This is a genomic window from Streptomyces africanus, from assembly GCF_030816955.1.
Taxonomy (GTDB): Bacteria; Actinomycetota; Actinomycetes; order Streptomycetales; family Streptomycetaceae; genus Streptomyces; species Streptomyces africanus.
Window position 1 is genome coordinate 8,515,024 of sequence record NZ_JAUSYP010000001.1, and the last position, 13,730, is coordinate 8,528,753.

General features: G+C 72.1%; 15 protein-coding genes. 5 read left to right on the forward strand and 10 right to left on the reverse strand.

The annotated features are described in order from the left end of the window. Positions 1-28 precede the first annotated feature (28 nt). Genes QF034_RS38705 through dhaK form a run of 3 tightly spaced genes read right to left on the reverse strand, consistent with a single transcriptional unit; the run spans position 29 to position 2,073 of the window. A complete protein-coding gene (locus tag QF034_RS38705) occupies positions 29-439 on the reverse strand; it encodes a PTS-dependent dihydroxyacetone kinase phosphotransferase subunit DhaM (protein ID WP_086558469.1) in 411 nt (136 codons plus the stop codon). Continuing rightward, the gene (gene dhaL / locus QF034_RS38710) at positions 432-1,031 is read right to left on the reverse strand and encodes a dihydroxyacetone kinase subunit DhaL (protein WP_307179323.1); all 600 of its coding nucleotides are present in this window, start codon (positions 1,029-1,031) and stop codon (positions 432-434) included. The genes QF034_RS38705 and dhaL overlap by 8 nt, the downstream gene beginning before the upstream one ends. 49 nt (positions 1,032-1,080) lie before the next feature. Then, the gene (dhaK, locus tag QF034_RS38715) at positions 1,081-2,073 is read right to left on the reverse strand and encodes a dihydroxyacetone kinase subunit DhaK (protein WP_307179324.1); all 993 of its coding nucleotides are present in this window, start codon (positions 2,071-2,073) and stop codon (positions 1,081-1,083) included. 304 nt (positions 2,074-2,377) lie between these two features. On the opposite strand from dhaK, the gene QF034_RS38720 reads away from it, so the two are divergent. Together QF034_RS38720 and QF034_RS38725 are read left to right on the forward strand one after the other, a co-directional pair. Continuing rightward, positions 2,378-2,521, forward strand: a complete 144-nt coding sequence (locus tag QF034_RS38720; protein WP_307179325.1) for a hypothetical protein — start codon at positions 2,378-2,380, stop codon at positions 2,519-2,521. Next, a complete protein-coding gene (locus QF034_RS38725) occupies positions 2,518-3,051 on the forward strand; it encodes a hypothetical protein (RefSeq protein ID WP_307179326.1) in 534 nt (177 codons plus the stop codon). The genes QF034_RS38720 and QF034_RS38725 overlap by 4 nt, the downstream gene beginning before the upstream one ends. 14 nt (positions 3,052-3,065) lie before the next feature. On the opposite strand, the gene QF034_RS38730 is transcribed toward QF034_RS38725, so the two are convergent. Next, positions 3,066-4,160 carry a carboxylate-amine ligase gene (locus tag QF034_RS38730; RefSeq protein WP_307179327.1) on the reverse strand — a complete coding sequence of 365 codons (1,095 nt, stop codon included), beginning with the start codon at positions 4,158-4,160 and terminating at the stop codon, positions 3,066-3,068. A gap of 217 nt (positions 4,161-4,377) precedes the next feature. On the opposite strand from QF034_RS38730, the gene QF034_RS38735 reads away from it, so the two are divergent. Continuing rightward, positions 4,378-5,370: an SDR family oxidoreductase gene (locus tag QF034_RS38735; protein ID WP_307179328.1), complete on the forward strand. Its 993-nt coding sequence runs from the start codon at positions 4,378-4,380 to the stop codon at positions 5,368-5,370. A 286-nt stretch (positions 5,371-5,656) separates the two neighbouring features. Here the strand turns inward: QF034_RS38735 and QF034_RS38740 are convergent, their stop codons facing one another. From QF034_RS38740 to QF034_RS38750, 3 genes are all read right to left on the reverse strand, one after another. Continuing rightward, the gene (locus QF034_RS38740) at positions 5,657-6,943 is read right to left on the reverse strand and encodes a cytochrome P450 (protein WP_307179329.1); all 1,287 of its coding nucleotides are present in this window, start codon (positions 6,941-6,943) and stop codon (positions 5,657-5,659) included. A gap of 80 nt (positions 6,944-7,023) precedes the next feature. Further along, complete coding sequence (locus tag QF034_RS38745; protein WP_307179330.1) at positions 7,024-7,332, reverse strand: hypothetical protein; 309 nt, start codon at positions 7,330-7,332, stop codon at positions 7,024-7,026. A gap of 16 nt (positions 7,333-7,348) precedes the next feature. Beyond that, the gene (locus QF034_RS38750) at positions 7,349-7,762 is read right to left on the reverse strand and encodes an SRPBCC family protein (RefSeq protein ID WP_307179331.1); all 414 of its coding nucleotides are present in this window, start codon (positions 7,760-7,762) and stop codon (positions 7,349-7,351) included. 135 nt (positions 7,763-7,897) lie between these two features. Here QF034_RS38750 and QF034_RS38755 point away from each other — a divergent pair, with 135 nt between their 5' ends. Together QF034_RS38755 and QF034_RS38760 are read left to right on the forward strand one after the other, a co-directional pair. Further along, positions 7,898-8,593, forward strand: coding sequence for a TetR/AcrR family transcriptional regulator (locus tag QF034_RS38755; protein ID WP_307179332.1), 696 nt, complete (start codon positions 7,898-7,900; stop codon positions 8,591-8,593). A gap of 111 nt (positions 8,594-8,704) precedes the next feature. Next, positions 8,705-10,285 (forward strand): MDR family MFS transporter, encoded by a 1,581-nt coding sequence (locus QF034_RS38760; RefSeq protein WP_307179333.1) that lies wholly within the window; start codon positions 8,705-8,707, stop codon positions 10,283-10,285. A gap of 47 nt (positions 10,286-10,332) precedes the next feature. Here the strand turns inward: QF034_RS38760 and QF034_RS38765 are convergent, their stop codons facing one another. The 3 genes from QF034_RS38765 to QF034_RS38775 form a co-directional block, all read right to left on the reverse strand. Continuing rightward, complete coding sequence (locus QF034_RS38765) at positions 10,333-11,232, reverse strand: TauD/TfdA dioxygenase family protein (RefSeq protein ID WP_307179334.1); 900 nt, start codon at positions 11,230-11,232, stop codon at positions 10,333-10,335. A 52-nt stretch (positions 11,233-11,284) separates the two neighbouring features. Continuing rightward, entirely contained in the window at positions 11,285-12,514 is a 1,230-nt protein-coding gene (locus QF034_RS38770; protein ID WP_307179335.1) for an acyl-CoA dehydrogenase family protein, read from the reverse strand. A gap of 108 nt (positions 12,515-12,622) precedes the next feature. Next, complete coding sequence (locus QF034_RS38775; protein ID WP_307179336.1) at positions 12,623-13,618, reverse strand: amino acid ABC transporter permease; 996 nt, start codon at positions 13,616-13,618, stop codon at positions 12,623-12,625. Between the last annotated feature and the right edge of the window lie 112 nt (positions 13,619-13,730).

The following is a 13,730-nucleotide window of genomic DNA, read 5'->3' on the forward strand; positions in this document are numbered from 1 at the left end:
GCCGTTCTCCGGCGCGCCCGGCCCGGTCTCACACCTTCCGGTACGTGTACGCCTCCGCGGCGGCCGACTCCACCGCCGCCAGGTCGGCCCCGGTGGCCGCCGTGACGACCGCGGCGACGGCTCCCTCCACGAACGGAGCGTCCACCAGCCGCGTCTGCTCCGGGAGTTCGTCACCCTCCGCGAGCAGCGCCTTCACGGTCAGCACCGCACTGCCCAGATCGGTCAGCACGGCGACGCCGGCACCCCGGTCGACGGACGCGGCCGCCGCGGCGATCAGTTCGGCGCTGGTGCCGAGCCCGCCGCTCTCGGTCCCGCCCGCCGGGGCGACGGGCACTGCCGGGCCGCCGCCGGCGAGCCCCTTCGCCAGCTCGGCGACCGACGCGGCCACCTCCGCGCTGTGCGACACCAGCACGATTCCCACGAGCCGCTCGTCACTCACCGGCGGCCTCCGCGAGTCCGGCGACGAGCAGCGCCGACGAGGTGGCACCCGGGTCCTGGTGCCCGATGCTGCGCTCGCCCAGATAGCTCGCCCGGCCCTTGCGTGCCTGCAAGGGCGTCGTCGCCACGGCGCCCTCCTCCGCGGCGGTCCGGGCCGCCGTGAACGAGTCGCCCAGCGCGTCCACCGCGGGCACCAGGGCGTCGATCATGGTCTTGTCGCCCGGCGCGGCACCGCCCAGCGTCCTGACCGCGTCCACCCCGGCCCGCAGCGCCTCGGCCAGCTGCTCCGGGCTGACCTCGGCGGCGTCCCCGAGCGCCTTGCCGGTACGGCGCAGCAGCGTGCCGTACAGCGGCCCCGAGGCACCGCCGACCGTCGAGATCAGCTGACGCCCGGCCAGGGTCAGGACGCCGCCGGGCGTGCCGGGAGCCTCCTTCTCCAGGGCCGCGGTCACGGCCGTGAAGCCGCGCTGGAGGTTGCTGCCGTGGTCGGCGTCCCCGATGGGCGAGTCGAGGGCGGTGAGCCGTTCCGCCTCCCGGTCGACGGACGCGGCGGTCGCCGTCATCCAACGGCGGAAGAAATCGGCGTCGAGCACTGGGTCTCCTTGCCTGGTAGGTACGTGGTGGTCCTCTACCCCTTCCGCGTCACATGCCCCAGCGCAGACCCGGCGTCTTCACCGGCGCGTCCCACAGTCGCAGCATGTCCTCGTCGGCCTGGCACAGGGTGAGGGAGGCGCCCGCCATGTCCAGGGAGGTGACGTAGCTGCCCACGAGCACGCGGGCGACGGGGACCCCGCGGGCGGCGAGCACGCGGTGCACCTCGGCGTTGAAGCCGTACAGCTCCAGCAGGGGCGTCGCCCCCATGCCGTTGACCAGGACCAGCACCGGATTGCGCGGCCTCAGGTCCTCCACCACCGCCTCGACGGCGGCCTCGGCGATCTCGCCGGAGGTCATCATCGCCCGCCGCTCGCGGCCGGGTTCGCCGTGGATGCCGATGCCCAACTCCAGCTCGCCGGGCGGCAGATCGAAGGTGGGGCTGCCCTTGGCCGGGGTGCTGCACGCGCTCAGCGCGACACCGAAACTGCGGGAGTTCTCATTGACCTGCCTGGCGATGGCCTCCACCCGCTCCAGCGGCATGCCCTCGTCGGCGGCGGCGCCCGCGATCTTCTCCACGAAGAGGGTCGCTCCGGTGCCGCGCCGCCCGGCCGTGTACAGGCTGTCGGTCACCGCCACATCATCGTTGACCAGCACCTTCGCGATCTGAATGCCCTCGTCCTCGGCCAGCTCGGCGGCCATGTCGAAGTTGAGCACGTCACCGGTGTAGTTCTTCACGATGAACAGGACCCCGGCCCCGCTGTCCACGGCGGCGGCCGCACGCAGCATCTGGTCGGGCACCGGGGAGGTGAACACCTCGCCCGGACAGGCGGCCGACAGCATGCCGGGCCCTACGAAACCCCCGTGCAGCGGCTCGTGCCCCGAACCACCGCCCGAGACCAGCCCCACTTTTCCGGCCACGGGAGCATCCCGCCGCACGATCACCCGGTTCTCCACGTCCACGGTCAGCTCCGGGTGGGCGGCCGCCAGACCACGCAGCGCGTCCGCGACCACGGTCTCCGGGACGTTGATCAGCATCTTCACGGGTACCTCCTGGTGAGACTAGCCCTTGCGCCTCTGCCTTCATCCTCGCAGGCCCTCTCGGGCTTGACCAGTTGTCGATCTTGGCGGTTCGCGGTTGCCGGCAGCGGGCTGCGGCGGCACGGATCCCCGCGCGATGCCGACCCCGATGACGGGCCGTCAGGTTCGGACGCTCTGCGGGACTCTTACGGGAGTCTGACGCGACCGCCGTTCCGCATCAGCCCACCCCTCCCTCTGGCCACTCTGGTCACGTCCGCGGTCGCGGACAGCGCCGCGCGGGCAGCGCGGAGAGATTGAGGAAACGGACGTGAACATGCACGGCAGCCGCAGGGGTCACCGGGCCAAGTCCAGGACACGGCGCATCCTGTTCGGCGGCGGAGCCCTCGCCGTCGCCGCGGCGGCCACGGTGGCCGACGCGGGCAGCGGCACGGCGATGTCGCGTACGTCATGAACGCGGTCGGCGAGGGCAGCGTCCAGGGCTTCAGGATCACCGGTGAGGGGCTCAGGCCGCTGAAGGGGTCGCACCGTTCCCTGGGCCTGGACAACGAGGCGACACCGCGCTTCGACACCTCGCCGGGCGAGGCCGAGTTCACCCCGGACGGACGCGACCTGGTGGTCACCACGAAGGCCCGTCGTGAACGACTCCGCGGGTGGTGTTCCGTTCGCGATCAGCTTCGACCGGAGCGGGAAGCGGATGCTGGTCGCGGAGGCGGAGAAGTCCACGGTCACCTCGTACCGGGTGAAGCGCGACGGAAAGCTGAAGGTGCTCCAAGAACCCCACCCAGCAGCCAGGAGACCCTGTGCCGGCTGGAGCGCGCGGGCGACTACTTCTACGGCGGCAAGTTCGTCTACGTCCAGAACGCCGTCTCGGGCACCGTCGACGGCTTCCGCGTCGAGGCGAACGGCGCCCTCACCAAGGTCACGACGGCGGAGGGTCTGCCCGCCTTCGGCGAGTCCGGCATGGAGGGCATCGCGGTCTGACGGGCCGCGGGGAGTCAGGACATGCTGCTTTCCGCGCCGATCAGGTCGGTGACGGCCCGTATGCCCCCCTCGGCGAGAGCGGCGCGCTGTCTGTCCGCTCCGGTCCCGTTCTGGAGGAGCCGGTGGACCAGGGCCGTCACCTGCCGGGTCGCGCCGGACGCCTCAAGGGCCGGAGCGACGTGCCGCAGGAGCTGGTACAGCACGTCCCCGGCGCGGCGCGGCCGGCCGCCCGGGCAGATCAAGGTGTCGCTCAGACCGTGACGGGCGGCATGCCACAGAGCGATCTGGAGAAGCTCCGGTTCGCAGTCGGGCAGCGGCGCCCCGGCGGCCGTTTCCCTGATGGCCGTGTCCACGAGAGCGTGGGTCATGCCCGCGAGCATGACCGCGTCGTCCGCGCGCAGTTGAACGTCCAGGCAGCGCACCTCGACGGTGGGGTACCGGGCCGACAGGCGGGCCTGCCAGTACAACTGCCCGATGTCCGAGATCACACCGGTCTCCAGCAGTCGCGTCACGCGCCGGTCGTAGTCGGCCACGTCACGGAAGAACGGGGGCGCTCCGCTGACCGGCCAGCGGCCGAAGATCACGGTGCGCCAGCTGGCGAAGCCGGTGTCGTGGCCGTCCCAGAGCGGGGAGTTCGCCGACATGGCCGTCAGGGTCGGCAGCCAGACCCGGACCCGGTTCAGGACCTGCACCCCGGTCTCCCGGTCGGGCACGGCCACGTGCACGTGCATGCCGTTGACCAGCTGCTCCGCCACCAGCTGGGGCGCCTGCGTGAGCATCGCCCGATAGCGGGCCTGGTCGGTGACGGCCACCGGGTGACGATGGCGCAGCGGGGGCGTTCCACAGGCCGCGATCCGGCAGCCGTGCTCTTCGGCCGCCGCCCCGATGGCGTGCCGCAGCCGCAGCAGATGTCCCCCTGCCTCCTCCAGCGTGCCGCACACCGGCGTGGCCACCTCGACCTGCGCCTGGAGCAGCTCGCACTGCACTTCCTGGTCGGCCACGAGATGCGCCAGACCCGCCGCCGCACGCACCTTGTCGGCCAGGGGTACCGGCAGCCCGGTCACCGGGTCGAGGAGCAGGTACTCCTCTTCCACACCGATCGTCGTCATCGGTCACCCTCTGTTCTGCCCCGTCGCCGGGGCCGGCTCGCGCGGCGTCGGCCGGACGCTGTCGACTCGACGCTCGCGCGTGCCCCGAGTGCCGCGGCCACGGCAGGACAAACCATGGCAAAGCATGATGCTGGGGTGAGTCGGCGGTGCCGGGTACTCGTCCCGCCGCGGAGCCGGGCACGTCCGCCCGGCTCGGGCGGACGTGAGGAGGTACGGGATGGGTCTGCGCAATCACGTGGTGGTGGTGACCGGAGCGTCCAGCGGGATCGGACGCGCCACGGCCGAGGCGTTCGCGCGCAAGGGGTGTGCCGTGGTGCTGGCCGCGCGACGCGAGGAGGCGCTGGAGGCGACGGCGCACGCGTGCGCGAAGCACCGTGGGGCACGGACACTGGTCGTGCCGACCGACACGACGGACGCCAAGGCGGTCGAGGACCTGGCGCGGCGTGCCGTGGAGGAGTTCGGCCGCATCGACGTCTGGGTCAACAACGCGGCCGTCAACGCCTTCGGTCGCTTCGAGGACGTACCTCTGGAGGACTTCCGCAAGGTCTTGGACGTCAACATCATGGGCTATGTGCACGGGGCCCGGGCGGCTCTGCGGGTGATGCGGGAGCAGGGCACGGGCACGCTGATCAACATCGCGTCCATCGTGGGTGCCGTGGCGCAGCCCTACAGTCACCCGTACGGCATGTCCAAGCACGCCGTCCGCGGGCTCGGCTCCAGCCTTCGGCAGCAGCTCCGGGTGGAGGGTGTGAAGGGCATCGAGGTGTGCACGGTCCTGCCCGCGACCATCGACACGCCGCATTTCCAGCAGGCGGCCAACTACACCGGGCGCAAGGTCGTGGCCATGCCGCCCGTGTACAGCCCCGAGCGGGTCGCCCGGGCCGTCGTGCGGCTCGCCGCCGGCCGGCCGCGTCGCGAAGTGGTGGTCGGCCCCGCGGGCCGCGCGCTGGTACGCCAGGCCCGGATGGCACCCGGACTCGCGGAGCGGGCCATGGCACGGCAGACGGACAAGACCCACCTGTCCCACGACGAGGAGGCCCCGGCCACGCACGGAACGCTGCACGTACCGGCCGAGGGGGAGGGGTCGGTGCACGGCGGCTGGGGCGGCCGACGGCGCACCGCCCTGCGCAGGACGGCCGTCGCCGCAGCGCTGGCGGGCGCGGCCGTGGCCGCCGGGCGGCGGGCGACTCACGGCGCGACGGGCACCTGACGGGCAACGCGCGGGCACCGTCCGGGGGTGGGCCCGCGCGCCCGCCGTAGCCGGCTGAAGCTGCGGGCAGTCGTGCCGCTGGGGCGGTCGTGCTGCGGGGTGTGCCCGGGTGCGCTCGGGCGTTCTCCGGGCAGAGCTGCGGGCTGTCGTGCCGCTGGGGGCGGCGCGGGTGGGCGCGGCGGCACTCCGCAGCGCCGGGTTGCGCACCCGCCCGGCGGATCGCGCGTCGTGGCCCCCCGGGTCGGCCGTCCTCAGCCGTCTCGTCCCGGGCCGGCCCCGGTCGTCCTCAGGATGTCGTCCTCGCCATGCCGCCCGCCCGGGCCCCGACCGAAAGCGCTGGAGCGCGGACGGATTCGATGACGAACCCGCTGCGCACACGGGCCGGAACGCGGGTCAGCGGGATACGCAGGTCCTGGTCGGGCACGTCGTACTCCAGCTGGGCCAGCCGTGGCCCGAGGGCCCGCAGCAGAGCGACCGTGACGTCCTCGCCAGGGCAGCGGTGACCGGCGGCGCGGTCGCCACCGCCCTGGGGGATCAGTTCGTCGCGCCCGGGCGGCCGGTCGAGGAAGCGCTGCGGTTCGAAGGTGTACGGATCGTCCCAGAGGGCGGGGTCGTGGTTCTGCCCGTACAGGTCGAGCAGGATCAGCGTGCCGGACGGAATCGGTTCCCCCCGCCACTCCAGGTCGGTGACGGCCCGGCCGCCGACGAAGGGCGCGAAGGGGTAGAAGCGCCGCAGCTCGTGGGCGAACGCCACGGCGTAGGCGGGGTCGTCCTGCCGCAGGCGTTCCCGGAGGCCGGGCCGCAGACGCAGCGCGTGACCGGCGTAGGCGACGAACCAGGACACGGCCACGGTCGGGCGGATGACATTGAGCAGCTCGACGGCGGCGGTGTGCGCGTCGAGGAGCCGGCCGTCGGCGTCCCGGTGCCGGACCACCACGTCCAGCGCCGACTCGGCCGGCGCGGTGACGGACCCCGCCCGCACGTCCTCGACCAGACGCCCCAGCCACGCCTCACCGCGGGCGCGGGCGCGCCGGGCCCGCCAGTGGCGCGGCCCCGGCGTGGCGAAACCGTCGACCATGGCGATCAGGTCCCGGGCCACCGGTTCGGCGTCCTCGAGGGGGATCCCGGCCCACCGGCACACGCCCCGGGTGAGCACGCGGCTCGTCTCGTCGAACAGCACGACCCGGCGGCCGGACCAGGACTCCACCGCCTCGTCCCACACCGCGGTGACGCGGTCCACGAGCCCGGCGACCGCCTCCGCCCCGGTGAGCAGGGACAGGAACATCTCCTTGCGTACGCGGTGGTCCCGCCCGTCCAGGGTGTGCACGGCTCCGTGCCCGAACAGCGTGCTCAGCACCGGGCCGGGCAGCGCGGTCCTGCGCTCCACATGCCGCTCGTCGTAGAAGAACCGCACCGCCTCCAGCCCGTACAGGGCGACGGCGTGCTGTCCCATCAGCCGGGTGCGCACGAGCGGAGCGGTGGTGCGGCGCCTTCGGTCGGGCAGCCAGGTGTACCCCTTGGCCAGGAGGGCGAGAGAGCTGTCGGCGATCGGTGGACGACGACTCTGATTCATGGCGCGGCGAGTGCCCGTCGGCCCCGGCGGGAAACGCCGCCCGGCTCATCCGGCGGATCCACGTCCGCGCCTGTACGGCGTCACGGCCGCGGGTTCGTGCGCTGCCACCGGGGGCGAGCGTCCTTGCCGCGCCGCCCGGCGACCGAGGCGCAGCGCGGGCACTGGCGCCGTACCCGGTCCGCCGCACCGCCGGACTCCGGGAAGGTGTCCGGCCAGGTGACGTGCGGGAAGCGGACCAGCCGGGAGCGGCTGAGGGACAGTCCGCAGACGGTCTGGTTCAGCCCCGGCTCCCAGGCGTGCACCTCCCCGGACGGCAGGCGGCGCCGGCCCTCCTCCTCGTCGGTCCACTGCCCGGACGCCGCGACGGCGTACTGCTTGACGCGTGCCATGGTGTGCGGCCCCTGATCAGCCGGCCGCGTGGTCGACGCGCAGCCGCACCTGCTCCTCCAGGCGCTGAAGGCTGCTGTCCAGGGCGTCGCGGACCATCGTCTCGCCGGGGTCGTGGCTGTCGTCGAAGAACGACAGGTGCACCGTCACCTCACTGGCCCCGCCGTCGATCCCGGCGACCTGGAGCCAGCCCGTGTAGCTGCCCTGGTCGCGGGTGCCCCATTCGAGCCGCATCTGGTCGCGCTGGGCACGCAGCAGGGCGGAGGTGTCCTCGTCCGTGCGGTCCTCGTGCACGGTGACGGCGGGCAGCTCCCCGGCCTCGACGTGCAGGGCCGCCGGCAGCCAGCTGTCCAACTGGCCGATGTTCGCGGCCTGGTCGAAGACCTGCTCGGGCTGTGCGGGCATCGTGCGTGAACGTTCGTACTCGGTCATCGCGGCACCGGCCTCGCGTCGGGTTCGTTCAGCGCACCGCGTTCCCGGCCTACCCGGCCATAACCATCAGGCTCCGTCTGCCGTCGGTGTCAGCGACTTTTTTGCAGAGTCTGCATCTTTGCGTACCATGCAATCATGACGGAGGGGAACCCGGCGGGCGTCGGGCTGCGTGAGCGCAAGAAGCGGGCGACCCGTGCCGCCCTGGTGGCGGCCGCGGTGCGGCTCGCGGCGGAACACGGGGCGGAGCACGTCACCGTCGACGCGATCAGCGAGGCAGCCGGGGTGTCCGCGCGGACGTTCTTCAACTACTTCGACGCCCGGGACGACGTCTTCGTCATGATCGGCGCGGACGCCAGTGCGAGGGTCCGGCAGGCCGTACTGGCGGCGCCCGCCGAACTGTCCCCGCTGGAGGCGCTGCGCGACGCCATGGCGAACGAGCTGGCGGAGATCGAGCAGCAGCAGGAACTGTGGCGCCTGCACGCCGAGGTGCTGCGCCGCTCACCGCACCTGCTCGCACGCAGTCTCGGCGCCCACATGGCCGACGAACTCGCCCTGGCCGAGACGCTCGCCGAGCGCATGGGTGCCGGCTCGCCGCTCTTCGCCGGGGACCGGGCCGCGCTCGGGTCGCCGGACGACGAACGCAGGAGGCGGGCGCTGGGTCTCCACCCCCGTCTGCTGGCCGCCGTCGGCATCGCGGCCGTCCGGGTCGCCGTCGAGCACTGGTGCGTCCGGCAGGACGAACTCGCCTTCGCGGACGTCTTCCGGGAGACGTTCGAGCACCTGGCGGCGGGGCTTCCGGCTCCGGCACCGGCGGGACCGGCGGACCGGTAGGCAACCGCTCATCGCTCCGGGACCCGGGTCCGTCCCGGTCCTTGTCCAAGACCGCGTGAAAGAGATGATGTGAATTCTTCAGCGGCGCCCGCAGAGGCGTCACCGTCCGCCATGTCCAACCGGCAGATACTCCAGGCCATGTCGGGACTGATGGCGGGCATGTTCGTCGCCATCCTGGCCGGCACCGTGGTGTCCAACGCGCTGCCCCGGATCATCGCCGACCTCGGGGCCAGCCAGTCCTCCTACACCTGGGTCGTCACCGCCGAACTGCTGGCCATGACGGCGACCGTGCCGCTGTGGGGCAAGCTGTCAGACCTCTACAACAAGAAACTGCTGCTCCAGCTCTCCCTTGGCCTGTTCGTCGTGGGGTCGCTGCTGGCGGGCTTCTCTCACGACGTGGGATTGCTCATCTTCAGCCGGGTGGCCCAGGGCATCGGCGCCGGCGGTCTCACGGCGCTCGCGCAGGTCGTGATGGCGGCGATCATCCCGCCCCGCAGGCTGGGCAAGTACGCGGGAATCTTCGGCGCCGTCTTCGCCGTGGGCACCGTGGCCGGTCCGCTGATCGGCGGCGTCCTGGTGGACACCTCGTGGCTCGGCTGGCGCTGGTGCTTCTTCATCGGCGTGCCCTTCGCCCTGCTCGCCATCGCGCTGCTCCAGCGCACGCTGCACCTGCCCACCGTCCGCCGCGAGGCGAAGATCGACTACCTGGGCGCCTTCCTGATCGTCGCGGGTGTCTGCGCGCTGCTGATCTGGGTCACGCTCGCCGGGAACGAGTTCGACTGGGCGTCGTGGCAGACCGCCGCTCTGACCGGCGGCGGAGTGGTGCTGCTGGCCCTCGCGGTCGCGGTCGAGGCGAAGGTCGCCGAGCCGGTCATTCCGCTCGGCATCTTCCGCAACCGGACGGTGGCGCTGACCACCCTGGCCAGCCTCTTCGTCGGTGTGGCCATGTTCGGCGGCACGGTCTTCCTGTCGCAGTACTTCCAGGTGTCGCTCGGCAAGTCCCCGACGATGGCGGGTCTGATGAGCCTGCCCATGATCCTTGGCCTGCTGGTCTCCTCCACCATCGCGGGGCAGATCATCAGCGCGACCGGCCGGTGGAAGGTGTACCTCGTCGGGGGCGCCGTCACCATGACCGTCGGTCTCGGACTGCTCTCCACCATCGGGAGGGACACCCACTTCGGTCTCCTCAGCGTCTACATGGCGGTCATGGGCATCGGTGTCGGCATGCTGATGCAGAACCTGGTGCTGGCCGCGCAGAACGACGTACCGGCGGCCGAACTGGGCGCGGCGACCTCGGTGTTGTCCTTCTTCCGCAGCATGGGCGGCACCATCGGCACCAGCGTGCTCGGCGCGATCCTGGCCCACCGCGTCGCCTCCGAGATGACCAGGAGCCTGAAGGACGCGGGGGGTGCCGTCGAGGGCGGAGGCCAGGCCGGGCACGGGGGAGTGCCCGACATGACCGCCCTGCCGGAGCCGATGCGGGAGATCGTGGAGCACGCCTACGGGGTCGCCACCGCCGAACTCTTCCTCGTCGCCACCCCGTTCGCGGCGCTCGCGCTGATCGCCGTGCTGTTCATCAGGGAGAAGCCGCTGAAGAACACCAGTGGCATGGAGCGGCTCTCCGAGGAGTCGGCGAACGCCGGCAGGACCACCGCGGGCGGCCCGCTCCCGCGCGTCGACGCCGACGCCTGACGGAGCGCCGGAGCCGCCGGCAGGGGGACATGTCCCCTCCCGGCGGCTCAGGCCACGGCAGGGGTGTAGTGGGAGGCGTCGTCACCTTCGAGGACGTGGCTGAGGGTGCCGTCGACGCCGGCGGGGACGTCGCCCGCGACGGTCACCCGGTGCAGCAGGCGCGGCAGGTCGCCGTAGTCGTCGGGGGCGTAGTGCTGGGTGATGCGGTTGTCGAACAGGACGACGTCGCCCGGCGTCCAGGCCACCCGCACGATGTTCTCCGGGCGGGTGACGTACGACTGGAAGATGCGCAGCAGGTCACGGGAGTCGGACGGGCCGAGACCGACGATGCTCTGGGCGAAACCGCCGATGAACAGGCCCCGCTCCCCGGTCTCGGGGTGGACCCGGACGACCGGGTGGACGGTGCGGTACGCGCGGGAGACGAACCGCTTGCGGTACTCGGCCGCCTTTTCGCTCTTCGGGGCCGCGTAGTCGTAGGCGTTGGTGTGCACGGCCCACAGCCGGTCCGCCAGCTCGCGCAGCGGCTCGGGCAGATCCCGGTACGCGGCGGCCGAGTTGGCGATGAGGGTGTTGCCGCCGTAGGGCGGGACGACGATGCCGCGCAGCGTGGACGCCTTCGGGGGCGTACGGACGAACGTGACGTCCGTGTGCCACACGTTGGAGCGGATGCCCTCGTCGGCGTCGACGGGCAGGATCCGGGGCTGGCCTTCTACGGAGGGCACGGTGGGGTGGGCGGTGGTGAGCTCGCCGAACAAGGAGGCGAAGCGGAGCTGGCCCGCGTCGTCGAGGTGCTGATCGCGGAAGAGGAGCGCCTTGTGCTCCAGGAGCGCGGAGTTGATCTCGGAGACGAGGGCGGGGTCGAGGCCGCCGGAGAGATCCACACCGAGGATCTCGGCGCCGATACGGCCTCCGATCTGGCGGACGTCGAAGCCGGTGCTGGTGGTCATGTGCGCAGTCCTTTCAGACGGGAGGCACGCCTTTCAGGCGGGTGCACGCCTTTCAGACGGGGAGCACGAACGGAGGGTGCGCACCGTTGAGGAAGTAGTCCCCGACATCGCGGAGCCGGTGGGCCACGGGTTCGTACAGGGTGTGGGTCCGGGCATTGCGCCAGAAGCGGTCGAAGCCCAGCCGTGAGGACGCGGAGCGGGCACCGATGATGTCGAGGGCACGGGCGGTGGACTCCTGCACGGCCCTGGACGCGGCCGCTTCGGCCATGGCGACGAGGACGGAGATCTCCGCGTACTCGTCGTAGCCGAGGTCCTCACCACGGGCCAGCCCGCCGTGTACGGCGTCCCGCGCCTGGTCGGCGAGGGCGGACGCGGAGCGGGTGAGCACGGTGAGTTCCCCGTACACGGTCAGCACCTGCGGGTCCTGAGGTGAGCCGACCGGCCAGTCCGGGTGCCAGAGGGACCGGCCGGTCCTGCTGTACTCGCGGGCCTCCGCGAGCACTCCCTCCGCCATGCCGAGACGCAGTTGCACCGAGAGGAGCCGTCCGACCGGGGACACCAGAGCGGTCAGGGGCGACAGCACGTCCTCGTCCGCGGCCAGCGAGCCCAGGACGTCGTCGGCGGCGATCGGCACGGCGTCGAACTCCACGCTTCCGCCGGCCGCGAGCCGTTGCCCGAAGGGGTCGGCGTCGCCGTCGACCACCACGCCCGGCAGAGCCGGATCGACCACGACGGCGAGTGGTTCGCCGGTGTCGGCCCGCACCGCCCGCACGGCGAGGCGGTCGGCGACCAGGACGCCGGCGGCAAAGCTCTGCCGGCCGGTCAGCACATACCCCTGCCCGTCCTTGATCAGCGTCAGAGCCGGTTCCTGACGCGCCAGACCACCACCCCAACACCATTCCTGAGCCGCGGACCGCTGCTCCAGCCGGGCGGCGAGAGCGGGCTCGGCGAAGAACCGGGCGCTCCACGACATGAAGTAGTGACAGCCGAGCAGCTGGCCTATCGCACCGTCGGCCGCGGCGATCTCCCGGACCACCGCGTACGCCGTCGGCCAGTCCGCGCCGCCGCCTTTGAGCCCGGCCGGTACGAGGAGTGTCAGCAGTCCCGACTCGCGCAGCCGCGACACCTCGTCGAACGGGGGCTTGCCCGCCTGGTCCCTGGCCACCGCGTCCGTGGCCAGGTCGTCCGCGGTCTCGCGGGCCACGCGCAGCCAGTGAGCACTCCCGGGCCCGGTCCGGTCCGACTCCGCGTCGGAGCCCGACGGAGCAGGGGCAACGCCCATGGCAGAGGTCTCCTCAAGTCGATGTCTGAGGCACGTAACGTCATCCTGTGCAGCGCCGCTGGGCGCCGTCAATACTTCCCTAGTAATTCTATAGGAAAAGTAGGGAAGCTAGGAGCGCAGAGCGCGGCGATATGTGGCCAACCGTGCCCGCCCGGCCGCGGCCAGCCGCTGCACAGGGGTGGGCGGCAGGGCCCGCGCGGCGCCCCGCGCGTAGTGGCGCTCGACATAGAACTGCCCCACACCGAGCACGGTGGTGACGGCGATGTACCAGAGGGTGGCGACCATCAGCAGCGGGATGACCTGGTACGTCTGGTTGTAGACCAACTGCGCCGAGTACAGCAGGTCGTGCACGGCCAGCACGCTGACGATGCTCGTGCCCTTCAGGGTGCCGATCAGCATGTTGCCGGCGGTCGGCACGATTGAGCGCATCGCCTGCGGCACGACGATCCGCCGCAGGGCGCGCACCTTCCCGATGCCGAGGGCCTGGGCGGCCTCCGTCTGCCCCGCGTCCACGGAGAGGATCCCGCCGCGCACCACCTCCGCGGCGTAGGCGGCCTCGTGCAGGGTCATGCCGATGACGGCCGTGAGGGCGGGGCCGAGCAGGTTCACCGTCTTGACGGTGACGAACTGCGGACCGAAGGGGATGCCCAGGCCGAGCGTCGGGTAGAGGGCGCCGATGTTGAACCAGAACAGCAGCTGCACCAGCAGGGGAGTGGACCGGAAGATCCACACATAGCCCCAACTCAGGGTGCCCAGGACCGGGTTGGCCGACAGCCGCATCACGGCCAGCGGAATGCCCAGCAGAAAACCGAGCACCATCACCACCCCGGTCAGCCACAGGGTGAGCAGCAACCCGTCGAGCACGGCGGCACTGGTGAAGTACCGGCCGACCACCTCCCACTGGAAGGCACGGTTGCGGACGACGGAGTTGACCGCCATCGCGAAGAGCAGCAACGCGACGGCGGCGGACAGCAGGCGGCCGGGGTTCCGGCGCGGCACGATCCGCGGAAGATCCTCGGCTTTCGCACCCTCCGGGGGCGGCACAGACGCAGACGCGGCTGCGGGTGCGCGGAGGGGTGCGGGGAGATCGGGCGGCGAGACCATCAGAAGGCTCTCCAGGGAGGGAAGCACGGCGTGGATACGGGACCGGAGCCCGGCCGGGGCGTCATCACGCTCGCCGCGTCCCTCAACGCGGTGCCGTCGATCGTATGGGGTC

Excerpts from the sequence above, each read along its gene's own strand:
- QF034_RS38770 (WP_307179335.1), bottom strand. The coding sequence starts at position 12,514 with ATGGGCGTTGCCCCTGCTCCGTCGGGCTCCGACGCGGAGTCGGACCGG.
- QF034_RS38740 (WP_307179329.1), bottom strand. The coding sequence starts at position 6,943 with ATGAATCAGAGTCGTCGTCCACCGATCGCCGACAGCTCTCTCGCCCTC.
- QF034_RS38755 (WP_307179332.1), top strand. The coding sequence starts at position 7,898 with ATGACGGAGGGGAACCCGGCGGGCGTCGGGCTGCGTGAGCGCAAGAAG.
- QF034_RS38775 (WP_307179336.1), bottom strand. The coding sequence starts at position 13,618 with ATGGTCTCGCCGCCCGATCTCCCCGCACCCCTCCGCGCACCCGCAGCC.
- QF034_RS38725 (WP_307179326.1), top strand. The coding sequence starts at position 2,518 with ATGAACGCGGTCGGCGAGGGCAGCGTCCAGGGCTTCAGGATCACCGGT.
- QF034_RS38750 (WP_307179331.1), bottom strand. The coding sequence starts at position 7,762 with ATGACCGAGTACGAACGTTCACGCACGATGCCCGCACAGCCCGAGCAG.
- QF034_RS38735 (WP_307179328.1), top strand. The coding sequence starts at position 4,378 with ATGGGTCTGCGCAATCACGTGGTGGTGGTGACCGGAGCGTCCAGCGGG.
- QF034_RS38730 (WP_307179327.1), bottom strand. The coding sequence starts at position 4,160 with ATGACGACGATCGGTGTGGAAGAGGAGTACCTGCTCCTCGACCCGGTG.
- QF034_RS38765 (WP_307179334.1), bottom strand. The coding sequence starts at position 11,232 with ATGACCACCAGCACCGGCTTCGACGTCCGCCAGATCGGAGGCCGTATC.
- QF034_RS38745 (WP_307179330.1), bottom strand. The coding sequence starts at position 7,332 with ATGGCACGCGTCAAGCAGTACGCCGTCGCGGCGTCCGGGCAGTGGACC.
- QF034_RS38760 (WP_307179333.1), top strand. The coding sequence starts at position 8,705 with ATGTCCAACCGGCAGATACTCCAGGCCATGTCGGGACTGATGGCGGGC.